General features: G+C 44.9%; 17 protein-coding genes. 12 read left to right on the top strand and 5 right to left on the bottom strand.

Translation table 11 applies throughout. The features are described 5' to 3' along the window. The first annotated feature begins 179 nt into the window (after positions 1–179). The gene (locus tag ACLTWA_RS06715; protein ID WP_412326829.1) at positions 180–2,795 is read left to right on the top strand and encodes a cation-translocating P-type ATPase; all 2,616 of its coding nucleotides are present in this window, start codon (positions 180–182) and stop codon (positions 2,793–2,795) included. A gap of 91 nt (positions 2,796–2,886) precedes the next feature. Beyond that, a complete protein-coding gene (locus ACLTWA_RS06710) occupies positions 2,887–4,773 on the top strand; it encodes an ABC-F family ATP-binding cassette domain-containing protein (RefSeq protein ID WP_412326828.1) in 1,887 nt (628 codons plus the stop codon). A gap of 101 nt (positions 4,774–4,874) precedes the next feature. Here ACLTWA_RS06710 and ACLTWA_RS06705 read toward each other — a convergent pair whose 3' ends face one another. From ACLTWA_RS06705 to ACLTWA_RS06690, 4 genes are all read right to left on the bottom strand, one after another. Further along, positions 4,875–6,629 carry a methyl-accepting chemotaxis protein gene (locus ACLTWA_RS06705; protein ID WP_412326827.1) on the bottom strand — a complete coding sequence of 585 codons (1,755 nt, stop codon included), beginning with the start codon at positions 6,627–6,629 and terminating at the stop codon, positions 4,875–4,877. 183 nt (positions 6,630–6,812) lie between these two features. Beyond that, positions 6,813–7,937, bottom strand: coding sequence for a tyrosine-type recombinase/integrase (locus tag ACLTWA_RS06700; protein ID WP_412326826.1), 1,125 nt, complete (start codon positions 7,935–7,937; stop codon positions 6,813–6,815). 565 nt (positions 7,938–8,502) lie between these two features. Next, entirely contained in the window at positions 8,503–9,081 is a 579-nt protein-coding gene (locus tag ACLTWA_RS06695) for a class I SAM-dependent methyltransferase (RefSeq protein WP_412326825.1), read from the bottom strand. A 17-nt stretch (positions 9,082–9,098) separates the two neighbouring features. Next, positions 9,099–10,907 carry an aminotransferase class I/II-fold pyridoxal phosphate-dependent enzyme gene (locus ACLTWA_RS06690; protein ID WP_412326824.1) on the bottom strand — a complete coding sequence of 603 codons (1,809 nt, stop codon included), beginning with the start codon at positions 10,905–10,907 and terminating at the stop codon, positions 9,099–9,101. A 195-nt stretch (positions 10,908–11,102) separates the two neighbouring features. On the opposite strand from ACLTWA_RS06690, the gene ACLTWA_RS06685 reads away from it, so the two are divergent. The 9 genes from ACLTWA_RS06685 (at position 11,103) to ACLTWA_RS06645 (ending at position 18,902) form a co-directional block, all read left to right on the top strand. After that, positions 11,103–11,507, top strand: a complete 405-nt coding sequence (locus ACLTWA_RS06685; RefSeq protein WP_412326823.1) for a Fur family transcriptional regulator — start codon at positions 11,103–11,105, stop codon at positions 11,505–11,507. Positions 11,508–11,531: 24 nt separating this feature from the next. Further along, positions 11,532–11,843, top strand: coding sequence for an AraC family transcriptional regulator (locus ACLTWA_RS06680; RefSeq protein WP_412326822.1), 312 nt, complete (start codon positions 11,532–11,534; stop codon positions 11,841–11,843). Between the two features lie 64 nt (positions 11,844–11,907). Then, positions 11,908–12,852, top strand: a complete 945-nt coding sequence (locus ACLTWA_RS06675; protein WP_412326821.1) for a metal ABC transporter substrate-binding protein — start codon at positions 11,908–11,910, stop codon at positions 12,850–12,852. Between the two features lie 21 nt (positions 12,853–12,873). Further along, complete coding sequence (locus ACLTWA_RS06670) at positions 12,874–13,581, top strand: metal ABC transporter ATP-binding protein (protein WP_412326820.1); 708 nt, start codon at positions 12,874–12,876, stop codon at positions 13,579–13,581. Continuing rightward, positions 13,568–14,374, top strand: a complete 807-nt coding sequence (locus ACLTWA_RS06665; protein ID WP_412326818.1) for a metal ABC transporter permease — start codon at positions 13,568–13,570, stop codon at positions 14,372–14,374. Before ACLTWA_RS06670 ends, ACLTWA_RS06665 begins: the two co-directional genes overlap by 14 nt. A gap of 21 nt (positions 14,375–14,395) precedes the next feature. Then, on the top strand, positions 14,396–15,337 hold the full coding sequence (locus ACLTWA_RS06660; RefSeq protein ID WP_412326817.1) for a CobW family GTP-binding protein: 942 nt from the start codon (positions 14,396–14,398) through the stop codon (positions 15,335–15,337). 4 nt (positions 15,338–15,341) lie between these two features. Beyond that, positions 15,342–16,910 (top strand): permease, encoded by a 1,569-nt coding sequence (locus ACLTWA_RS06655; protein WP_412326816.1) that lies wholly within the window; start codon positions 15,342–15,344, stop codon positions 16,908–16,910. Further along, positions 16,907–17,776: a TIGR03943 family putative permease subunit gene (locus tag ACLTWA_RS06650; RefSeq protein ID WP_412326814.1), complete on the top strand. Its 870-nt coding sequence runs from the start codon at positions 16,907–16,909 to the stop codon at positions 17,774–17,776. Before ACLTWA_RS06655 ends, ACLTWA_RS06650 begins: the two co-directional genes overlap by 4 nt. Positions 17,777–17,804: 28 nt before the next feature. Then, positions 17,805–18,902 carry a CobW family GTP-binding protein gene (locus tag ACLTWA_RS06645; RefSeq protein ID WP_412326813.1) on the top strand — a complete coding sequence of 366 codons (1,098 nt, stop codon included), beginning with the start codon at positions 17,805–17,807 and terminating at the stop codon, positions 18,900–18,902. 53 nt (positions 18,903–18,955) lie between these two features. Here the strand turns inward: ACLTWA_RS06645 and ACLTWA_RS06640 are convergent, their stop codons facing one another. Next, positions 18,956–20,374 (bottom strand): hypothetical protein, encoded by a 1,419-nt coding sequence (locus tag ACLTWA_RS06640; RefSeq protein WP_412326812.1) that lies wholly within the window; start codon positions 20,372–20,374, stop codon positions 18,956–18,958. Positions 20,375–20,579: 205 nt separating this feature from the next. Between ACLTWA_RS06640 and ACLTWA_RS06635 the strand changes: the two genes are divergently transcribed. Then, positions 20,580–24,992 (top strand): SpaA isopeptide-forming pilin-related protein, encoded by a 4,413-nt coding sequence (locus ACLTWA_RS06635; protein ID WP_412326811.1) that lies wholly within the window; start codon positions 20,580–20,582, stop codon positions 24,990–24,992. Positions 24,993–25,158: the final 166 nt, after the last annotated feature.

Here is a 25,158-nt window from a genome sequence, read left to right as displayed (position 1 = left end):
TTTATAGGCAGCCTGGTGGTGCATGCCAGCAATGGTTACCAGACTTTTAATGTATTTATTCTTCGTATTTTGTTATTTTGGAATAAATGCATTGAGAGTCTTTTTCTTTTTCCTTTTATGGCAATAATAATGAGAGAATGAAGTGCATTTTGGTGCGGCTGTCCCAATGAGACGGCAGAATGGAGGAAGGTTTGAAAGACTGGTATTTAAAAAGTGGTGAAGAAGTATTAACAGAGCTTCATACAACAAAAGAAGGATTAAGCTCAGAGGAGGCCGCAGCATTGCTCGCCAGGAAGGGAGAGAACGTTCTTTCCGAGGGCAGGAAAAAAAGCACTTTGCAGGTCTTTGCCGAACAGTTTAAGGATCTTCTGGTAATTATACTTATTGCAGCTGCCGTCATTTCCATGCTTTCCGGAAATACAGAAAGTACGGTGGTTATTGTGGCCGTCATCATCTTGAATGCCATCTTGGGCACTGTGCAGCATGAAAAGGCCCAGAAGTCTCTGGCAAGTTTAAAGTCCCTTTCCTCGCCAACGGCAAAGGTGATCCGGGATGGCCAAAAGATTGAAGTCGATTCCAGAAAGGTGGTACCCGGAGATATTCTTTTGCTGGAAGCCGGAGATATGGTGGCGGCAGACGGGAGGATTTTAAATAATTATTCCCTTCAGGTCAATGAAAGCTCTCTGACCGGAGAATCCACCAATGTGGACAAAGATAATAGTATGTTAGAGGAAGAAGCCCCTTTGGCGGACCGGACCAATATGGTCTATTCCGGCAGTCTGGTTACTTACGGCAGAGCCGTTGTGGTGATTACCGGAACCGGTATGAATACGGAAATCGGTAAAATTGCCAGCTTAATGAGTGAAACAAAGGAAAAGAAGACGCCGCTGCAGTCCAGTATGGATCAGTTCTCCAGCCGCCTTGCCATGGTCATTATGGTTATCTGCGCGCTTGTGTTCTTATTGAGTCTTTACCGGGAGATGCCTTTGCTTGATTCCCTCATGTTTGCCGTCGCGCTGGCAGTGGCTGCGATTCCGGAAGCACTGAGTTCCATCGTTACCATTGTTCAGGCCATGGGGACGCAGAGAATGGCAAAGGAACATGCGATTATTAAGGATTTAAAGGCGGTAGAAAGCCTGGGCTGTGTTTCTGTGATCTGTTCGGATAAGACGGGCACCCTGACTCAGAATAAGATGACGGTCCAGGAGGTGTATATTGACGGAAAAACAATAAAACCGGAGGAACTTGACATCAGCAGCCAGCTTCACCGGTATCTGATTTACGATGCGGTTCTGACAAATGATTCTGCTATTGTGGAAGGAAAGGGGATCGGGGATCCTACGGAATTCGCCCTTCTTGAAATGACAGGAAAGGTCAATGTGAGCCACCATTATTTACGAGATTTGATGCATCGTCTGGAGGAGCTTCCCTTTGATTCTGACCGTAAGCTCATGAGCACAAAGTACCATCTTCACGGTGTCCCTACGGTGCTCACAAAGGGCGCAGTCGATGTCCTTTTAGACCGTATGACTCATATCCGTACATCAGAAGGGGTAAGGGAGCTGACCCCAAAAGACAGGGAAGAGATCCTGCACCAGAATCAGAGGTTTTCAGAAAATGGTCTCCGTGTCCTTGGATTCGCTTACAAAGAGGTGGATAAGGATCATGTGCTTTCCCTGAATTCAGAAAATGGATTTACATTTCTCGGCCTGATCTCCATGGTGGACCCGCCGAGGGAAGAATCAAAGGAGGCTGTATCGGATGCAAAGCGTGCGGGTATCCGGCCGGTCATGATTACCGGTGATCATAAAATTACGGCGACGGCAATTGCAAAACAGATCGGTATTTTTGAAGAAGGAGACCTGGCAGTTACAGGTGCAGAGTTAGATGCAATGTCCGATGAAGAACTGGACCGGAATATTACAAAGACGTCCGTATATGCAAGGGTCTCTCCGGAGAATAAGATACGGATCGTAGATGCCTGGCAGAGGCGGGGCAACATCGTTTCTATGACCGGAGACGGTGTCAATGATGCTCCTGCACTTAAGAAGGCGGATATTGGAGTGGCAATGGGAATCACCGGTACGGAAGTATCCAAAGATGCTGCTTCCATGATCCTGTCCGATGACAATTTTGCTACGATTATAAAAGCGGTGGCCAACGGCCGTAATGTTTACCGGAATATTAAAAATGCCATACAGTTTCTCTTATCCGGCAATACAGCAGGTATCCTGTCGGTTCTTTATACCTCTGTCATGGCGCTTCCGGTTCCATTTGCACCGGTCCATTTGCTGTTTATCAATCTCCTTACGGATTCTCTTCCGGCAATTGCCATTGGTATGGAACCGGCGGAACACGATTTATTGGAGGAAAAGCCGAGGGACCCCAAAGAGGGGATACTGACCCGTGAGTTTCTGCTGAAACTGCTCTTGCAGGGAGCTTTGATTGCGGCAGGTACCATGACGGCTTTCCATGTGGGGCTTAAAACCGGCAGCTCCGCGACCGCCAGTACCATGGCATTTTGTACCCTGACCTTATCCCGGTTGTTCCACGGTTTTAACTGCAGAAGCAAATATTCTATTTTTAAGATTGGCTTTTCTACAAACTGGTACAGTCTGGGGGCATTTCTTGCCGGAGTGGTCCTGTTAAGCCTGGTGATGTTTGTACCGCTGTTATCCAGACTTTTTTCCGTCACAGCGTTAAATGGCAGTCAGATTGCCATCATCTATGGTCTTGCAGTGATTCCGACCATTTTGATTCAAATGGCAAAAGTCATAAAAAACAAGAACGAATGAATGGGTCCCAAAGGGAATCATGGAAAAAAATAGCCAAAATCAGTCGGATTGTGTTACAATAAGGTAAATCATTGAAACAGAGGAAGTAACTATGTTGTATCAGATCAAAGATGGGACAGTAAGCGCAGGCGGAACGCTCATACTGTCTCATATCGATTTTGAGATTCGTGGAAATGAAAAAATTGCAGTGGTGGGAAGCAATGGAGCCGGAAAAACCACGCTGTTAAGGCTGATAGCCGGAGAGCTTGACTTAGACAGAGATGATAAACGGAACGGTCCCGGGATTACCAGTGCCAGAAAGCTGACCGTGGGATATTTAAAGCAGCAGGCATTTCTTAAAAAGGACCGGACGGTGGAAGAAGAACTGCTTAAATCCTTCTCCTGTGAGGATGAGTATTCCTTGGAGCGTTTTGCATATGAACGGGAGTATGATATCCTGTTTACCGGGTTTGGTTTTTCAAAGGAAGATAAGAAACGAAGGCTTTCCTCATTCTCCGGAGGGGAGCAGACGAAGATTGCTCTGATCGGACTTTTATTGCAGAAACCGGATATTCTCCTTTTGGATGAGCCCACCAATCATCTGGATGTTCAGACCATCGAGTGGCTGGAGCAGTATATGCAGCAATATGAAAAAGCTGTTGTCATGGTGTCTCATGACCGTTTTTTTCTGGATCAGACGGTTTCTGTAGTCTATGAATTGTCCGGAAAAAAGCTTACCAGGTATTCCGGCAATTACACGCAATACAGGGAGGAAAAGAAAAAGACCATCAGGCTTCGTATGAAAGCATATGAGCGCCAGCAGCAGGAGATTGACCGGTTACAGGAACTGGTGGAGCGATTTAAAAACAAGCCTAAGAAAGCGGCCTTTGCCAGAGCCAAGAAAAAGGCTGCGGAGCGGATTCAGCCGGTGGAAAAGCCTCAGGAGGATGAGGTCCATATGTTTACCGGTTCCATGGAACCGGCCATCTTGGGAAGCAAATGGGTCTTTGAGTCGGAGCACTTAAAGATTGGGTATGACCGTCCGATTACGGAGCTTACCATGAGAATCCGGAGAGGACAGAAGATTGGAATCCTGGGAGCCAACGGAGCAGGCAAAAGCACGTTTTTAAAAACTGTGGCAGGCTTGATTCCAAAGATTTCCGGAGATTATTCGCTGGGAAACCAGATTACCATAGGATATTTTGACCAGCACTCTTCGGAGATCTCGTCTTCAAAAACCGTGGCAGAGCATTTCCATGATTTATTTCCCTCGTTTACTGAAAAAGAAGTCCGCAGCATTTTAGGTGCCTATTTATTTGGAGGAAAAGAAGCGGGAAAACGGGTGGATGTCCTGTCGGGGGGAGAAAAGGCCAGACTGGTTCTCATGGAACTGTTACAGAGCAGGCCCAACTTTCTGATTCTTGATGAGCCTACCAATCACATGGATATAAGGGCAAAGGAAACGCTGGAATCGGCGTTCACCGCCTATACGGGAACCATTCTCTTTGTATCTCATGACAGGTACTTTTTAAACCGGGTGGCAGAATCGATCTTGCTGTTTGAAGGACAGTCGGTGTTCTATTACCCATTCGGTTATGAGCATTATCTGGAACGAAGCAGGAAGGCGGAGAGCGGGGAGGGGATTGCAGCCCGCATCCGGGCAGAGGAGCAGGCTCTGATCGCAGGAATGAGAGCGGTTCCAAAGGCGGAGAGGCACCGGCTGAAGGAAATTTCTACAGAAGAAGCGTATCTGGATTGGAAGCTGGGGCTGGTACTTGAAAAACTCCTTCCTGCAAAAGAAAGAGTGGAACAGCTGACTTTTTCTATGGAAGCGCTTAGGAGGGAGTGGCTGGAATCAGAGGATTTCTGGCAAAACCGGTCATGGCAGGAAGCAGAGAGGCATGAGCAGTTGGGCAAAGAGCGGGATAAGGCATGGCAAGAGTGGAACCACTGGTGTATGGAATGGTATGATGCTGCGTATGGGGAAGACATGGATTAAAAAAGCGTAGAATAAGGACAAGTAATCTGTCATGATTCTACGCTTTCTATGTAACTGCTATGTGAATTTACGAAGTATGGGCTGCTTTTTTCTGACTGTAATCAGTATTTACCGGAATCGGTAACGGGTCCGGAATTGGAGCTGTATCCATAGACAGGTGCAGAAAAGGAATTGGAGGCCTCCTCTTTCTTTAGCTTGAATTTCTCCACCTCCTGCTGAAGTGTCTGGGACTGAGCGGCCAGTTCTTCACTGGATGCAGAGCTTTCTTCTGCAGTAGCGGCATTGGTCTGGATGACAGCAGTTACCTGAGACAGTCCCTGATTGATTTCTTCAATGGCTGCAACCTGACTGGAAGAAGCTGTTTCGATTTCCTGGATTGCCTGTTCTACCAGCTTGGATTTTTCTGTGACTTCTTTTAATATCCTCGCGGCGTCCAAAGCCATCTGTTCCCCTTCTGAAACGGCTTCTACGGAATGGCTGATCAGGTTTGCTGTTTCTTTTGCAGCTTCTGCGGATTTAATGGCAAGGTTGCGGACTTCATCAGCAACCACAGCAAAGCCTTTTCCGGCATTGCCGGCGCGGGCAGCTTCGATGGCAGCATTCAGTGCCAGAATATTTGTCTGGAAGGCGATATCTTCAATCACCTTTGTAATATTGGAGATCTCTTCGGATGCAGTGCCAATTTTATTCATGGAAATAGTAAGATTCTGCATGTATTCATTACTGGCAGCAACGCCGGCACCGCTTTGCTCTACATAAGATGAGGCCATACGGACGCTGGCTGCATTATGTTCTGCCTGTTTTACTACGGTGGTGATGGAGGCGTTCAGCTCTTCTACGGTTGCCGCCTGTTCTGTGGAACCGGATGCAAGTGCCTGGGCAGCAGAGGAAACCTGTTCTGCACCGGTATTTACCTGTTCGGCGGACATACTGATTAGGAGTAAGGTACTGTTTAGATCTCTTTCAATCTTACGGAGTGCAACTCCAAGAACATCTTCTTCCGAACGAAGAGGAACTTCTTTGGTAAAGTCTCCGTTGCTGATTTCTTCTGCGATCAATACCTGTTCCCGGATGCCCTGAAGCATTTCCGTGAAGGCATCAGCAAGCTGGCCGGTCTCGTCCTTTGAATCAATGTTCTTTAAATCCACATTGACGTGTCCAAGGGCGATCTTTTTAGCCGCGGTAACTACCTGTTCAATGGGGCGGCTGATCATTCTTGATATCCGCAGACTCAAATAAAGTGCAGAAATTGTGGCTGCAGCAAGGAAGATGCAAAGGATAATTGTGAGAGTGGCCGCGGTGGAGTCATTGCTTTGGCTTGTTTTTTTTGCATTGTCCATACGAATGGTAATTAACTGATCCATGTTGTCATAGATCTTCTGAATGTTTTGGGTATCTTCATCCAGTGCAGCTAATGCCGCTTTATTATTTCCCGCTTTTGCGGCCTCCAGGCATTTTTGAACCATTGGATCAAAGGAGTTGTCAAATAGCAGGAGTGCTTCATCAAGGATTGCTTTTGTAGATTCCGCTGTGATACTTTTTCTGTACTCGGCAGCATTTTGTTTAAACTGAGCCTTCTCATTTTGATAATTCTGCTCCAGAGCCGCCAGTTCTGTTTGGTTTCCGGCCTGGTTGATCATTGTCTGGATGCCGGTGCGGAGATTATAAAGATTTTTTGTGGAAACAAAGAGTTCATTCATAGGGGCAGTTTGATCTCTGTATAAAAATGTGTCCATCTGGTTGATGCGAATCATGCCGAAGATGCCCACACACCCAATAATTAACATAATTGTTACCATGCCAATAAAAGCTGTGAGCAGTTTCTTTGTAATACTGTAATCCCTGAAATTTTTCATGCGGATAGCCTCCTGATTTTAGTCGTTTCTTTTTGTGTGATTGTTTCCATTTGTTCTGCAAAAAAAGATAATTTTGTGTGCATGTGGGATTCGCAGTTTAACTAAGACTGTGCCAGCATGATAAAAATCTCAGGATTTCACAGGTTTTTAAAGGGACATGACGGAAATATCGACGGCGAATGATTAAAGCTGCATACTGGTATTGTGCATGTCATTGAATTTGTCGATGGCTATTTTTTTCTGTTCCATCAGAGAGTGGGCATATACGTTCATGGTAATAGCTACGTTGGAATGTCCCAGTATTTCACTAACGGTTTTGATATCAACATGAAGTTCCAGTGCTCTTGTAGCAAACGTGTGACGGGTGGAATGGAATTTCCGGTCTTGTACCCCTGCTTTTTGCAAGATTTTCTTATAAAGTTTCTGATAGGCCCTGGGATCAATGGGTACATCACTTCCTGTTAATATGTAAAAGTCTTCTTTTTTTCCACTTAGCATATGTTCCTTAGCCAGTTTTACAAGAAATGCAGGAAGTGGGATTTTTCTTATGGATGTCCGGCTTTTGGGAGTTCCAATATTTAACATGGTCTTATTATCTGTGACCGTAAAGTTTTTGGTTCGGGAAACCGTGCGCTTAATGGACATGGTAGCTGCTTCTAAATCAAAATCGCTCCATTTTAAGGCACAGAGTTCACCAAGACGGATTCCCGTATAAAAACACAGAACAATGCCCAGTGCCCGTTTATCTTTATCGTTCATGGCTGCCTGTTCCATAAGTCTTTGTTCTTTCATGGTAAATATCTGTACTTCCTTTTGATCTGCCTTTGGTAGTTTTACTGACTCCAGAATGGAAGAGCAGTCTTTCCTAGTTAAAAGAATCTCTTTCAGCGCGGTTTTAAAAACAGCCAGTATTTTTTTCTTATATGTTTCGGACAGAGAGGCATCTTCTTTCATGGAGGTTACAAACTCCAATACTGATTCTTCGGTAATTTCTTCGCTTCCGGTTCTTAAGTAAAATGGAATGATATATTTTTTTATGCAGTGATAATAGCTTTCATAGGTAGAAGGCTTGACCCTGTGTATGGCTTTGCATTCTAACCATGTATTAAACTGATAAACAGCATTATGAACCATTTTCTGGCTGTTTTTTTCTGCTGATTTTCCGTTTTCCAGGAAAAATTTCATTTTTTCTTTTACTTCCCGATAACTTTTGCCGTAAAAGTATTGGTATTTTCCGTCTGCTTTATGTTGCCGGCCTTCCCACCGTCCGTCTTTTCGTTTGTAAATATTCTCACCTCTGCGTGGCATCGCTAAAGTTCTCCTTTTTGACGTATTTTTTGACGGCGAATATTTTGAATTTCACCTAAAATGCTATGCATCTTTCGTATAAATGCATTTGAATTCTATTATCAATACTGTTTTTGTTAGGATTGACAAACAATAAATGAATATTATATAATGAGTGATGTCAAAATTTGTCTGAAAGTTGCGGCGTGGTTTTAGTTAAACTGCGCCTTTTATTGTTAAAAAAACAGCTGTTTTTATTAAAGTTTGGTTTTTAGCTATGTGTTTTGGGAAAGACTGTTTGTGAATACAAAGCAGGCATTGAATATAAGAAAATTGCAGCAATAGAACAGAATAATAAATTGTATCTACCTACACTTAGTACATAAAAAAGGGAGATAAAATACGTTTTGTTAATTAGATTTCAAAGTCTGATAAACTAATTATAATCATTTTTTTAAAACTTACCATACCTAAATTTTTCCAGTTTTTCTGTTGACGTTTGAAAATAAAAATAAAGACAAAAAAGCGGCCGTCAGGGATTCTGATTGCCGCCTTTTTATGAAAATATTTTGTATGGAAAAGATGCCTATTGAAACAGTTGTACCGCATTAAAACGGTCCTTCCGGTAAGGATCATAAAATCCGTCGCTGATTTCCCAGCCTTCAAACTCTTCTTTCTGAAACAGCAGGTGTTCCTCACGATGGGAGCGCATGGGGAGTTCTCCGATCAATACCCCTTTTTTCGCCACTCTTAAAAGTTCCTTTGTAGCAGCTTGTGCGTATTCCTTATTATCAAAATACAGATAGACACCATAGCAGATGACCTTGTCAAAGTATTTGTCTTTAAAAGGCAGGTCTGCAGCTTCTCCGGTGAGAACAGAATTATGGAGAATTTCAATATGTTTTTTTACCAGAGTGTGAGAGTAGTCAATTCCAACATAGTCGCAGTCCAGATACTGGGCCAGTGCCCCTGCGCCGCAGCCTACTTCCAATACTTTATCTTCCTTACGAATGTCCAGTCTTTTTACGATCTGACGGGCAACTTCTTCCATATCAACATGGGTGGCCTCATATCCATCATAAGCAAGTAAATCGGTGCTCTCTGCCTTGCCCTTTCTGGTCCAGATCTGTTTCCAGGTTTCCTTTGTTGTTTCCTGTGTGTTCATGTGTTATTGCCTCCTTATTAACGTAATATGTGTTTGAGTGCGTCTGCAAGCCGCTCATTGTCTGATTTTGTGCGGACTGCAATGCGGATAAACTCTCTTCCTTCCATTCCCGGCTTATGGGATAAATCTTTTACCAGAATGTTATAGCGGTTCAGCAGAAGTTCTGCGATCTGGGATGCGGAGCAGCCGTCCGTAATTTCACAAAGAATAAAATTGGCCTCTGAGGGATACAGCTTCAGCTGCCGGATGGAGCACAGCTCCTCGTACATCTCTTTTCTGGTCTTCTTGAATTTTTCCAGAGCCTCCACATAGTCTGACTGGTATTTCTCAAAAATCTGGAGAAAGTACTCGGCCAGGGAATTGATGTTCCAAACCGGAAGTTCCTCTCTGACAAGGCGGATCACCGTCTGGTCACTGCAGGCTAAAAGGCCCAGGCGAAGTCCGGGGACTCCGTAGGATTTGGAAATACTTTTTATGAGGACCAGATTGGGATATGCGTCAAGGGTTTCCTGATTCATCAGGGAGGGCGAATCTTCGGCGGAAGAGAAATCAAGGAATGATTCGTCCAGGATCAAAAATGCCTGTTTCTCCATGCAGTATGAGGCAAGAGAGAGCACTTCGGATCGTTTCATATAGCAGCCGGTAGGGTTATCCGGGTTTACCAAAACCAGAGCATCCAGTTCCTGATCCTTATAAAATTCCATCAGATCGTTTGCTGTGTAGGTGAAATCCGGTGTTGAGACCATAAAAGGAATGGGGAATCTGGCACAGTTTCCGTACTCTTCAAAGGAAGGCTTTATCACTCCAACACCTTTGGAAAAGGAACGGATCAGCGGCTTTATAAGCTCAGCGGCCCCATTGCCGGTAAGGACATTTTCTTTATAAAGTCCCAGGGATTTTGCCGCCAGTAAATTATTGATGTCAAGACCGGATGGGTAGCTGGTGCACAGCGCTTCAAAGCTGGCTTTGATCTCACCCATCAGCCGGCTGTTGGGAAAGTAGGGATTGACCAGATAGCAGAAATCGAGAAGTCCGGGATAACGCCAGTAACCTCCATAACGGCTGGAAAGTCTGGTAAGCCTGCTTTGGGAATCTGTGAAAATGGATTCTGCAATATCTAAGTCCTGCTCATCGTCGATCTCATACCAGAAACCATTTTCCAGTCTGGTGGCCTTTAGGTCGTGATCATCGAGCAGGGAGATGACTTTTAATACCTGCTCATAATATGCGTTATTCCCCAATGCCTTGCTGTAAGCTTCCAAAAATGGAACGTAATGAGTGGTGGAAAAGCTGCGGCTGAATTTATAAATGTTTACGGTCTTATAATAAGAATGAATGTCTTCAAAGCGGAAATCTTTTCTCGTCAGAAACTTCATAATATTGTCCTTCTCATCCAAAAGAACTACGGTTCCATCCATCCAGCTTTCAAAATGAGCCACCAGTGCCAGATTGGGATAGGGATCATTGATGATCTGGGTCAGGACTTCCTGTTCAAATATCAGGTCGGATTCCAGTAAAATCGTATCGTCCTGAAGAAGATGTTCTTTTGCCAGGTAAAGAGAATAAATGTTATTGGTCGTCTGGTAAACCGGATTGTCAATAAAGGTGACCGGCGTATGTAAGGACAGAGAACCGACAAAAGACTTGAGCTGTTCTCCTTCATGTCCTGTAACTAGAATGATTTTATTTAAATGATAGTGTTCCAGCTGTTTTAACATGCGTTCGATCATGGGAACTTCGTTTACCTGTACCATACATTTTGGCTGATGTTCCGTTAATTTTTTTAAACGCCGACCCATTCCGGCAGCAAGGATTATCGCCTGCATAATGCCTCCTTTGTTCAAAAATAAAACATATTAGTTATTTATGAACATAATAGCAGGTTCTTCCAGGTCTGTCAATGGGAAGAATGGAAGAAAGAGAAAAAATCAACGGGAGCGTGAACGGATTGAATCTTGACAATCTGAAATATCGTGCTATAATATGAAAATGATTTCTGATTTCAAAAACGAGGGAAGCATATGGCAGAGAGAGGCAGATACCGGACAAAGCAGCAGGAGATCATCCTGAGCTGTTTAAAAAAACAAAAAGAAACGTTCTGCACGGTAGAGCAGTTTATGCAATGGCTGCACCGTGATGGGATCCATGTTGGTCAGACAACTGTTTACCGGGCCCTGGAGCGGTTGACAGAAGATGGGGTAGTGGTAAAGATCCCGTCTGTCGATGGGTCAAAAGCTCAGTTTAAGTATATCGGTGAAGAAATAAATTGCAATGTGGGTAAGCTGGTGTGTTTAAAATGCGGCAGCATGATTCCGCTGGAATGCTCCAGGCTGGATGCATTTTATGAGCATATCCATGAGGATCATGGATTTTTGCTGGACCATAGGCACATGGTGCTTTACGGCTACTGCAGCCAGTGCCAGTAATGAACAGGAAGGGAGAGAAGGAGTATGGAGTATTTAAGGAATCGCAGGCGCAGTACAGCCCTGTTTCTTGCACTGCTTATAGCAGCTGCTCTTCTTTTTTCTTCTTTGTTTGTATTTACCCATCTGCAGCATGACTGTACAGGGAAAGGCTGCAGGGTCTGTTCGGAAATCGGAACGTCTATCCGCACCATTCACCTGCTTTCTCAGGCAATCGGATTGGGAGCAGCCGTAATATTTGCGTTTATCTGTGTAAAAAATCTTGGGAAATTCTATCTTGCCGGACTTTTTTTATGCCCGGCCTCTTTGGTTCGTTTAAAGGTACGTTTGAATGATTGAATTGTACGGATACCTGAATATGGCAGCGGATAAGATAATGAGATAGAAAATTGGAGGATCAATCATGAGAAAAAATGCAATAAGGACAAATTGCTTTCTGGCTTTTTCTGTCCTTGTTTTTGGTGCACTGCTTTCCGGATGTGCAGGAAAAGAAAAGGCGGCTGATGACGGGAAATTAAATGTAATGACGAGCTTTTACCCGGTTTATGATTTCACTGTAAAAGTGGGTGGAGATAAAGTAAACGTAAAAGATATGGTTCCGGCAGGGACTGAACCTCATGACTGGGAACCGGGGACCCGTGATATTGCAGATCTGGAAGAGGCAGATGTATTCGTATACAGCGGAGCTGGAATGGAGCATTGGACCGAATCGGTCATTCATAGTCTGGATAACAAAGACCTTCTGATTGTAGAAGCATCAAAGGGAATTTCCTTAAGAGAAGGCCACGGGGAGGAAGAAGAAGGGGAAGAGGAGCATGACCACGGGGAGTTTGATCCTCACGTATGGCTGGATCCCCAGAATGCAAAAAAAGAAATGGAAAATATCAAGGATGCCCTGTGTAAGGCGGACCCGGATCATAAGGATTACTATGAGTCGAATTACAAGACCTACAGCGAAAAGCTGGACCGGCTGGATCAGTCCTTTAAAGAAACGCTGGCTGCGGTTCCCAATAAATCCATTGTAGTTTCCCATGAAGCCTACGGATACTTATGTGCTGCTTACGGGCTTACCCAGGTGGGAATTGAAGGGCTGGCTCCGGACTCGGAACCGGATCCTGCAAGAATGGCAGAAGTCATTGATTTTGTCAGGGAAAACAAGGTAAAGACCATCTTTTTTGAAGAACTGGCAAGTCCAAAGGTAGCTGAGGCCATTGCAAAGGAAACCGGCGCGAAGACGGAGGTATTAAATCCGATCGAAGGACTTAGTGATGAAGAATTAAAAGCAGGAGAGGATTATATTTCCGTCATGGAGAAAAATCTCGCTGCATTAAAAGAAGCATTAGAATAAGCAGAGACAGGAGTAAGGATTGTGAATGCGATTGAAATAAAGGGCTTGACCTTTTCCTATGAAAATACACCGGTGTTAAAGGGAGCAGATTTTTCTGTTCCCCAGGGGCGGTTTGCTGCTCTGATCGGACCAAATGGAGCAGGAAAAAGCACACTGATTAAAATACTTCTGGGAGAGCTGCCATTAACGGGAGAAACAGGAACCGTGAAACTTATGGGCCGGGAGTTAAAGCAGTTTAACGGCTGGAGCCAGGTGGGATATGTTCCTCAGAACGGGATGGCAGTTTATAAGGATTTTCCTGCGTCTGTGGAGGAAATCGTTCAGGCCAATCTATACAGCCGGATCGGCAGGTTTCGTTTTGGCGGCAAAAAAGAAAAAGAACTGGTGGATTATGCCCTTAGCCAGGTAGGAATGGAGCCGTATAAGAAACGGCTCATCGGGAAGCTTTCCGGAGGCCAGCAGCAGCGGGTCCTTCTTGCCCGCGCACTGGTAAACGGTCCCAGGCTGTTGATTCTTGATGAGCCAACCTCCGGAGTGGATGAAGCCAATACCCAGGAATTTTACCGTCTGATCAGGAAATTCAATCGCAGCGAAGGAATGACAGTACTTATGGTCACCCATGACAAAAGCTGTTTATCCGGACTTGCCGATGATGTGTGGCAGATCGAGGAGGGCAGGATGGAATGTATATCGGAAGAAGGGGGAGAGAATTGCCATGGAAATATTTAGTTACGTTTTTATGCAGCGGGCATTTCTTGTAGGGATACTGCTTGCAATGGTGATTCCCTGCATCGGTGTCGTTATTGTACTAAAACGCCTTTCCATGATCGGGGATGCGCTATCCCATACATCTCTGGCCGGAGTGGCCGCCGGACTTATACTGGGAATCAATCCGGTGGCAGGCGCGGCGGCTGCCTGTATTCTTGCCGCCTTTGGAATCGAGGCGATCCGCAGAAAACTGCCCCGTTATTCCGAGATGTCCATTGCCATTATGATGTCTGCAGGCATCGGCCTTGCCGGAGTGCTTTCAGGGTTTGTGAAAAATTCTGCAAACTTTAACAGTTTTCTTTTTGGCAGTATTGTAGCAATCAGTGATATGGAGATGTACCTGGTCATAGGAGTTTCCTTAACGGTCCTTTTACTGTTTCTTCTTCTATATAAAGAACTTTTTTACATCGCATTGGATGAGAGAAGTGCAAGGCTTGCAGGCGTTCCGGTAAAACGGGTGAATTTTATTTTCACCATTTTGACGGCTGCTACAGTATCTGTTGCGGCAAGGACGGTAGGAGCGCTGATCGTATCCTCTATGATGGTGATTCCGGTGGCCTGTGCCATGCAGATTGGAAAGAATTATAAGCAGACCGTGATTTATGCGGTGAGTTTTGATGTGATATTTATGATAACGGGCCTTTTTCTGGCCTACTATTTTGGATTAAAGCCAGGGGGCACCATCGTTTTGGTGGGAGTTGCTTTCCTCCTTTTTATTTTTGTTGGGAAGAAGCTCCTTGGAATAAAGAGTTAGATTGCCGTAAGGAGTAAATAAATGACAGATCTTTATATTATATCTGGTTTTTTGGGAGCAGGGAAGACCACGCTGATACAGACGATGTCCGAACATGTTTTCCAGGACCAGAAAATCGTAGTCATTGAAAATGACTTCGGAGAAGCCGGAATTGATGCCAGCTGTCTGAAAAGCTGTGAGATTATGGTTACCAGCATCAATGCGGGATGCATCTGCTGCAGTATGTCCGGTGATTTTCATAAGGCCATCGGACAGATCGTAAAGGAATACGGACCGGATGTGATTGTCGTAGAGCCTTCCGGTGTGGGAAAGCTTTCGGATATTATAAAAGCCTGCTTAAAGAGAAAGGATCTTGTGATGATCCGCCGCTGCGTGACTGTCGTGGATGAAAGGAACTTTGATAAGTATAAGGAGAACTACGGGGATTTCTTTATGAACCAGATCCGCTATGCAGATTTGATTCTGCTGAGCCACCAGAGCGGCAATTTTGGGAAGGTGGAAGAGACCATAAAGAAGATAAGAGAGATGAATCAGGAAGCAAGAATAGAGGCGGATTTTTGGGACAGCATACCTTCTTCGGTATTTCTGACAGGGGAACGGACAGCGGCTGCAAAGGAGCTTGAACGGGAGTCTGTCCAGAGTCCTAAGATTCCGCGCTTTTTTAAGACACTTTCGTCTCCGTTTGGTCTTGCAAGAGAAATCTTTACTTCTGTTACGTTTGAATGTCATGATATTTTGACGGAAGAGCAGCTAAAAGAAAAGATCAACAGGGTGATCCGCCATGGGGACGGGACCATCCTCCGTGGCAAGGGAATTATGAGAGGTGAAACGGGCGGACTTTTGTTTCATTACATACCGGGAATGCTGAAAGTGGAGTCCAGTACGGCAGAAGGAAACAGCATCTGCTTCATTGGAACAGGGCTGAAAGAGCAGCAAATAAAATCGTTATTTCAAGGAGAATGATAACATGATTATTCCTGCATGGGTTATAACAGGATTGCTGGACGCAGGGAAGACCACGTTGATCAACCGGTTGGCGGAAGAAGAACTGAAGGAACAGGAAATCCTCGTCATACAGTTTGAAAACGGAGATGTTCCGTTAAAGGAATCAGAGCGGATCCGGCATTTAAGCTATACAAAAAGCCAGATTGAAGAAACTCCCTTTGAAGTCAGTGAAAGGATTTGTGAAGAACTTGAAAAGAATCCGGTGGATTTAATCCTGATTGAATGGAATGGGATGGAGCATTTTCATACCCTGGAACAGATGTTTCTGCAGTTTCGTACAAAGCCTCTGGTCAGCATTGAAAAGGTAATCTATGCTGCGGCCGGAGAGGCTCTTGAAAGCAGAATCGCAGACTCCGGAACCATATCCATGTCACAGGTGGCTGCAAGTGACTGTGCATATCTTCGCACAGATGGTACGGCAAAGCTGAAAAGAGAAGGCAGGGTGCGGTTAAAGGTCAGGTCAGATCTTCCGGTTTTTACGGACGATCATTGGGATAGGTTTATAAATAAGCTGCTCCGCTATGATTTAAAACCCCAGCTGTGGCTTTTGTCCGTATCTGCAGCTGCGGTTTTGTATCTGCTGGTGAAGCCGGTTCTTGGGCCTGCTGGTTATCCCCTTGATGTGTTTCTCACAGTATTCTTAGGAGTCTTTTTGCAGGCAATGCCGTTTCTTGCAATCGGAGTCCTTCTGTCTTCTGCCATTCAGGTATATGTAAGTCCGGACTGGATTCAGAGGAAGTTTCCAAAGAAGATGATTCCGGCCCAGTTGTTTGCCGTCTTTGCCGGGTTTTGCCTTCCGGTCTGCGACTGTGCTTCTATTCCGGTGTTTAAAAGTCTGGTAAAAAAGGGAGTTCCCATGTCAGCGGCCGTTACATTTATGCTGGTTTCTCCGGTCATTAATCCGGTGGTCATTCTTTCCACCTGGTATGCGTTCAATGGAAATGCAAAGATGGTCGGTGTCAGGTGCGGACTTGGAATTCTGTGTGCGGTGCTGACAGGGATCACTTATCTTTTGTTCCCTCCAAAGAAGGTGTTTGCCGGCGGAATGCTTGCAGGCAAGGCAGAGGGCTGGGAGGATTATACCTTATTATCTGGAAACCCGGAACGGTCTTCCCGGTTCTTTCAGCTGATGCGCCATGCTCAGAATGAATTTTTCAGTGTTGGAAAATATCTTTTGACAGGTATTTTCGTATCCACCCTGTTCCAGCAGCTTCAGCCTGCCATGGTCCGGTCGGGGACTGGGATCTCTATGGGAGCTTCCATTTTGTTTATGATGGCCATGGCTTTCGTTTTATCCCTGTGCTCCTCATCGGATGCGGTGGTGGCAAGAGCGCTGGCAGGAAGCTTTCCACTGGGTGCTGTTATGGGATTTTTGGTGTTTGGCCCCATGATGGATATTAAAAATGTGGCAATGCTGCTTTCCGGCTTCCGGAAAACCTTTATCGTACGTCTGATGGCAACGGTGTTTGTCATCTGTTTTACGGCGGTATTTCTCTTTGCCGCATTTGACAGCGGAGGGATCAGATTATGAGATTGAAAGGGAAAGGATTGAATCTGGAGGCACTGACAGAGTGTGCCTGCTATCTGATTTTCGGGATTTTGCTTTACCGTCTTACGGTTACAGGCATGTATCTTAATTATGTAACGCCCCGCATGAAGCCTTATTTGTATGGACTGTCTGCCCTTATGGTATTATGGGCGGCGGTGAATGGCAGAAATTTATTCCGTCCCAGATACAAAAGTCGGCTGAAACGGTGTCTGGTTCTGGTGATTCCTATTTTGCTTCTTTTGGTTCCGCCGTCTTCTCCTGCCTCGGGAGCCATGGTAAAAAGCATTTCCAGTGCCAATCTCACCTCCAAACCTTCCGGAGGCTATGAAAGCCAGGCAAATGAGACGGTGCCGGCGGCAGATGACTATGCCTTCTATGGGCAGGACGAACTGGAAAAGCCCGATGAAAGTACAAACGAAAGCCAGGAGGTTTCCGTACAGCAGCTTCCAGACCAGGCCCCATCATTTAAAAGCAAGGGGCTTAATGAAGAAACAAGAACAATCACCATTGCAGATGAGGATTTCAGCACCTGGGTCAATGAACTGAACATGAGCCCGGATAAATACGAAGGGTATACGGTTATTATCAAAGGCTTTGTCTTCTTAAACATGGAAGACCGAAGGGAGAATGAATTTGCTCTGGTCCGCTTGTCCATGTGGTGCTGTTCCGCAGATTTATCACCCATGGGACTGATTACGGAATTTACAGGCAATCTGTCCTTCCAGGAAAACGATTGGGTTACGGTTACGGGAACACTGGCCATAAAGGACGGGTATCCCACCATAGAGGCTGATAAGATAGAAGCAGCTGAAAAACCGGTGGAGGAATACGTTTACCCTTATTATTAAAAGGTGTAAGGCCCGGAAAGGATAGAGGATGAAGAAAAAGCCAGTTACGCTGTTAAGCGGTTATTTGGGAGCAGGGAAAACCACTCTGTTAAATCACATATTGGAAAATCAAAAAGGCAGCCGGCTGGCGGTCATTGTCAATGATATGGGAGCGGTCAATGTAGATGCCAGACTGATCCGCAGCCAGGCAGCCGCTGGTGGAAAGAATAAGGTTCTGGAACTGACCAACGGCTGTATCTGCTGTTCTCTGCGGGATGATTTTATCGGTGAAATCCGGAAAATTGCACAAGAGGAGGGAATCGACGGAATCGTTGTGGAGGCTTCCGGTGTCAGCAGTCCCATCAGCATTGCAGATGGGTTTGAGGAGGAAGGTGGCGAATTTCCCGCTTTTTTGGATGCTATTGTGGCAGTAGCGGATGCCAACCGTATCTCCTCGGAATTTATGGATGAACTGGAACACCGCCGGGACACCGATGAGGCCGGGGAGGAAGAGGATGTCATTAACCTTGTCATCGAGCAGATCGAGTATTGCAATATCATCATTTTAAATAAATGTGATCTTCTTACAGGGCCAGAGTTAGAACGGGTGGAGCAGGTGATCCAGACGCTGTCTCCAGAGGCAGAACTTATAAAAACCACCAACAGCGTGGTGGTGCCGGAACGGATCTTTCACCGGAGGCTCTACGATTATGACCGCCTGAACCGTTCTTCCGCCTTATCAAAGGCATTGCTGGGGGAAAAAACAGAGGAAGAAGGAGATTATGGAATCCGTTCCTTTGTTTATGAACGGAGAGAGCCCTTTGACGAAGCTTTGTTTTATGGGTGGCTGGAACAACACTACCCCAAAGAAATGATACGGGCGAAGGGGTATATCTGGTTTGTCCAGGATAGGAATCAGGCGGTTTTATTTGAACAGGCAGGAAACAGTGTCGCCATAACCCCCATATCTCCCTGGGTGGCTTCCGGAACGAAAGAGGAGCAGGAGGAAGTCTTAAAAAGCTATCCGGAGCTTATGGAAGACTGGGATGAAGAATGGGGAGACCGGATCAATCAGATCGTATTTATAGGAAAGATTCTGGATGAAGAGTCTGTCGTAGAAGCGCTTGACAACTGTCTTGTGAGATAGAAGAAAGAAAAACCGGGGATTTCTCAGTAATATGGGAAATCCCCGGTTTTTTTCTATGTATTTGAATGGGATACGTTGCGAAAATCTTTCGACATTTCAGCCAGAAAAGAGTTCCATAGATCAACGCTGAAATGCACTAATTTCATGTTGCTTTCTGTAATCACAGTTTTAAGATGATTGTTGATAATATCCGTTTTAAAATAATGGATTTTTTCCGAATCATCATCGGTGAGATAAATAATGCTCATTTCTTTTGCGCAAAGTACAGCAACCTTTGGAAATTCACTGTTTACCACCCGGATGTGGTTGATTTTATCTTTATGGATATAAGAATCAAATCTTTTTAAGTAAGGAATGCGTTTCTCTGGCGGAATATCTATTGTACCGAGTAAAGGGATGATGGCGTGGCCGCTGGATTGAAATCCAATCATGGCATCAATATTGACGTAAAATTCCGTTTCTTCCGTTAGTATGCCGTGAAATAGGTTGAGAATGGCTTTTTTGATTCCAGTGTCGATGTCAATCTCTTTTAATTCGTTCTCATGGATCAGATATCCGATGGAAATAAAATTATAGACCGCATCAACGGCTCCGTTGGTCAGGCGGGACAAAAGAGAAGGGTCCTTGATCAGAGCAGCTCTTGCTTCGTTTCCGTCATAACTGATCTTTCTGATTTTCTTCCGGATAAGGGAATTATAAAAGGTCGTCAGATAGCTTTTTTGAGTGATAAATGTCATTAGAGGAGTTCCGTCAAGCTGAATGCAAAAAAGCATGAGAAACTGATCTTTCAGCAGCAGAAATGGGCTGCCGGTTTCCTCGTTGATTTCCCATAGATTCAAGTCCAGATGTTTCTGTGCTTTGGCAATGGCCGTAAGCGTGGATAAATGGTAATCCGGACCGGAGGGTTCCAGGCAGGACATATGGATAAAGTGATTAAAGGGAACATTGTCCTGTTTTTTCGTGTCCGTTATTTTTATCCGCTGAAAGATATCAAAGTAAAGAGGATCCATCAGCGGCAGAGTGCTGAAAAATTCCAGGGGAATATCATTTTTACTGGTGATATGGTCTGAAACAAGGACACAGAATAAGTTTATAATATTTTTACTCCCAAGAAAGCTTGCTTCCCGGTCGGAAAGAACGGGATTTCCATCATTTTCGTCCTCATAGTCTTTGTCCAGTGCGTATTCTAAGGCACAGGAAAGAAACATTTCCAGTTCATATTTGGAACTGAAATCATAGATTACCGGAAAAAGAGGTAAAAACTTTAAATAGCAGCAATAACTGTAAAGGGATTCTGCAAAGTAAGCTGCCGCCTGTCTGCTAAAGCTTCTTTTTTCCTTGATGAAGGGGAGTCTGGCACCTTTTAAGATTTTACTTAAGCCGCTTGGTGTCATATTCATGTTGAGTGCGAAATCTGTTTTAGTCGTTTGTGCAGTATCAATAAGTTTTTCCAATAATAAGCCGATTTTCATTCTGTTTTTCCTGTTCTTTCTTGAGATGGAAAAATAGTTACAAGATTTTTCTAAACCTTACTTCTTATTGTAACCTTATTTTCCTGATTTTTCAAGCATTGCCTTTCTTTAGCAGATATAATTTTTGTTAGGATTTTTTTTCGTGGCATAAACCAGTGAAAAGAATGACTATACATATATGAGCTTTATAAAGGAGGGATTTGAGTTGAAACGAAAAAAACGAAAGCAGTTCATAAGCTGGTTCCTGGCGCTAATGATGGTATTAAATGTATTATTGCCGGTTCAGACAGTGTTTGCTGATGAAGCAGATCCGGCTGGAGGGATCACCAGCATGGATTCGGCAACCCCGTCAGATGCGAAACGGGAACCAGCGGCTTCAGGAACCCCTTCCAGTGCAGGGAAATCCTCCCGGGCAGATAAAATAAGACCGGGCGATCCCATGGCAACGCCTGCGGCAGCAAGATTGGCCGCTGGGGAAAGCGAAGACCGGACAGAGGATTTAGAGGGGCTTACGGTAGAAGTGAAGCAGAATGATGTGGTTATACCGGTAGGGGGAGAGATAAACGGCAATGACCCAATTTCTGTCTATGTATTTTTTAATGTGCCTGTAGAAGGAAATGATCCTACACCGCCAGTTACTGTAAAGAAAAATGATACGGCATATTTTGAGTTAAGCGATGCATTTAAGATTTTATCAGGAGCCACAGTCCCGTTAAAAGATGGAGGAGCGCTGGTTGGCCATGTGTCCTTTGTTACTGATCCGGATACCGGTATGGTTTCTGCCAGGGTCCTGTTTGATGGAGATGACGAAGTTTTTGATGGGACGGTAAATACGGTAAAGTGTAGGTTTGAGGCTCGGTTACAGTTTGATTCAACCGGAAGTCCCGTAACAGGTGAGGAACGGCTTGTGACCATACTCGATAAAGATTACACGGTGGTCATACCGCCTGCAGAGATCATTTATGAGGCAGAGAAATCAGGAACTCTGGATTTGACAAATCAGTGTGTGGAATGGAAAGTAAGAATTACCGCCACTCAGGGCGGCAGTGCCATTGATTTAGGGGGATATAAATTTTCTGATGATCTAAAGGATGTAGGAACCTATATTTCGGATTCCTTTGCAGTGACAGGGGATCCGTCTGCAGTGGCGGAGATAAATAATGGTCTTTTGGAGTATGTTTTTCCGTCTGGAGCAAAAGGCACCCAGACCGTGTCCTTTAAAACAGAAATCCCGGAAGAACTTTATTATGCGGCAGCCGGGGAACAGAAAATCTACAATAAAGCCGGTCTTTATGATAATGAAGATATTTTAAAAACAGAAGGTAAGACACAGGTTTCCTGGACGCCCAAGTGGATTGAAAAAGAAGGGGAAGCAAGCGACACAGGCAGTTCTGGCGTATATAATCCCAAAGACAGAAACATTACCTGGACGATTACTGCCAATCAAAATCAGGCATCTTTAAAGAATGTTGTTATCACCGATGTTCTCTCTCCTGGAATAAGTGATGCTGAAAAAAAGCTGGTCTTTGACTCAGCAACCCTGCAAAAATGGGAAGATTCTGATTTTGGAGATGCCATTGGCATAACTCCGGATGAAAACGGGAACTATGCAATCGGTGATATCGATACCAAAATCCTGCTGACCATTGTGACTAAAGTGCCGGATGATGTTCTGACCACAGGAACCGTCACCTATTACAATCAGGCTTCCATCAAATGGCAGGGTTCTTCCGGTACCAGTTCCGGAAACGTTGGTGTAGGCATTGGATATAATGCAATTAAAAAAACAGGTACGGCACATCCGTCAACAGGTACGGTTTCCTGGAAGGTGACAGTGGATCCAAAGCAGCAGACCATCCCAGACCCGAAGGTTTATGATCTTCTTGTCTATGGAGACGAATTCAGCGGATTTGATATTTCCTCAGTAACCGGAATCCCGGAAGGGATAGACCCCAAGGATCTAAAAGTAAGTTACGGTCTCAAATACATAGATGATACTTTTTCAGGGGATGGACTTCAAGTAACGGTCATTCCTGTTATGGAGGAAGGAAGACAGGTCGGAGATCTTTTGGAAGTTACTGGTTTTGTCACTGGTGCAGGCGCAAAAGAAAGTACTTTTACCTATGACAGCCAGGTCGTGGATCCAAAGATATTTGCCACAAACAATTGGACTACAATTTATAACACGGCCACACTTTTCAGCGGAACAGCCAAGCTTAATGAATCCACAGCAGGAGTCGATTACAACAGTAAGATGCTGTTAAAGGAAATGTTGAAACGGGAGGCCATATCCGATCCGGCAGCAGGAGTAAACAACCGTACAAGAAATGCTGGTGAAGGGTTTGATTACAAGGATAAATCCGTGATCTTCCGGCTGAATGTCAATGCCAATGGGTTAAAGCTTTCCCAGATGAAGGATTGGTCAGGAGATGAATTGGGAGAAACCACGGTTACGGATACTTTGCCGGAAGGCTGGGTGTTTGATAAGATTGACGGCGGCAGGGATTATCTGATTTTTGAAGGAACTGGAAATTGGGACGGAAGTGTGACGGCATCAGGCGGTGCATTAGAGTCCGTATCAGATCTTACTGCTGAAATCAGCGGCAGAACCGCTTCCTTTACCTTCCAGAACATGGATAGACCTTATGTCATTCTTGTAAAGGCCAGACCGGATGAAGCTACGGTGAAAAAATATTTTGCTTCCAATCAACCAACCATAGTACGAAACAATCTGAAGCTGGTCACCGAAAAATCTCCGGAAGTTACCAGTACTCAGGATATAACCATTGTCAGTGAGGTGCTGGGAAAAACATCAGCCATTCCAGGTGCCGGTGTATTGCTCTGGTCCGTGGAATATAAGCCTTCAGAGCTTATTACATCAGCAACCAGGCTTTATGATACCCTTCCTCTGGGGATTGATGTAAGAACCGATGCAAAAGGGCAACTGGATATGTCGGAAGGAAATTTCTCCGCCAACGAAATGACACTCCAGGCCAATGGAACATACGTCCTGGGGAAAGCGGTTCCGTTAAAGGCAGGAGAAACTATATTCTATGACAATGATTCCAGAGGGCTGACTTTTATGATACCCGACAGTCAGAAAGCATACCGTTTCAGCTATATTACCGATGTGACCGGTGAGCCGGGAACTATATCCAATAAGGTACTCTTATATGGAGGCACGTCCGAAGGCGTAGAGACCAGCAAACCTTACATGATCACTGATGCGGACGGTTGGGCAAGCATGCAAAGAAACGGCTGGATTTCCATTACCAAAACCGATATGGAAGGGATTCCTTTGAAACATGCGGAGTTTACTCTTTTCGCCCAAGACGGAAAAACCGTGATCAAAAAAGGATTGACTAGTGGTGACGGCACCTTAAAATTCAAGGTTATTCCTGACGGCAGTTATATTTTAAAAGAAACCGCAGCTCCGGCAGGTTATATTCTGGAGGGCGTATCCCATACCGTAACAGTCTCAAGAGAGGGCAGTGTAGTCACCTCTTCCATTGACGGAAAAACCGGAGGCGGCTCCAATGCCATAGTGGTGAGAAACCGATCCGAAGGTACTGTAGGAAATTTAAAAGTCATCAAGACCGTTGCGGGAAATGCAGCGGATACAGATAAGAAGTTTGATTTTACCGTAACTTTCCATGAAAATTCAGAGACCTATTCCTACCTTGCATATGACGTTTCCGGTAACGTGGTTAAAAACGACGGCACTATAAAAAGCGGTGATACCATTTCTCTGGCCCATGGGGAGAGCATACTCATACAAGGACTGCCAAAGGGTATGGATTATACGGTGACTGAAGCCGATTACAGGGAGAACGGTTATGTGACTGCCAGTACGGGAGCACAGGGTACCATAGAAGCAGATGGCACACAGACAGCTTCCTTTATCAACACGAAGAATGAAACTCCTCCAGTGGAGGCCCTTACTGGAAATCTGACCATCAGTAAAACAGTCTCCGGAAACGGAGCAGACTTGAAAAAGAAATTTGAATTTACCATAACCTTTGATCATGCACCCGATGCTTATTCCTATACCGGTAACGGCATAGGGGAAGGTTTGATTCGAAGCGGAGATAAAATATCTCTTGCTCACGGACAGAGCATTACCATCACCGGATTACCTGCTAATGCAGGCTATCAGGTAAAGGAAGGGGACTATACGGCAGAAAAGTATACGGCAGCCAGTGTTGGAGAGAAAGGCATCATAGAAGCAAAAGCTACTCAAATTGCTGCTTTTACCAACACAAAGCAGACAGATTCCATTTCCCCGCCCAAACCTGAAAAACCGTCCGGTGGAGGCGGCGGTGGCGGTGATAACGACGATATCGTTGTGAAAACCCCAGGTGTACCTAAGAGCGGTGCCACCCAGACTTTGAAAACCGATCCTCCGGAACCCGGTAGTACTTATCCGCCTGCCGAGACCGTACTTGTTTTCGATCAAGTTCCCAAAGGAACAATATACGGAAAGAACGGCGGATTGCCGAAAACAGGAGATGAAAGCGTCAGCTTTACAGCCATTTATGGACTGTTAATGATATTTGCAGGACTGGGGGCCTTCTGTCTTTTCCTCCTGACAATTAAGAAAACTTCCAGAGAAGAATAACCTGTGTTTATAAGGATTTCTGACAGAATAAGCCAGCCGGCCATAGCCGGCTGGCTTATTTTTGAATGAATAAACTCCTTCTTTGTCTGCAGGAGCTGCCAATTATAGGTATTTCTCCCAGTTTTTGCGCGCTATTCAAGGAATAACCATCATGGTATACTTGAAA

Origin of the sequence: Lacrimispora sp. (genome assembly GCF_046972725.1) — a bacterium.
Classification (GTDB): Bacteria; Bacillota; Clostridia; order Lachnospirales; family Lachnospiraceae; genus Lacrimispora.
Note: the sequence above shows the minus strand (reverse complement) of the source record. Positions and strands in the feature narration are given on the sequence as shown.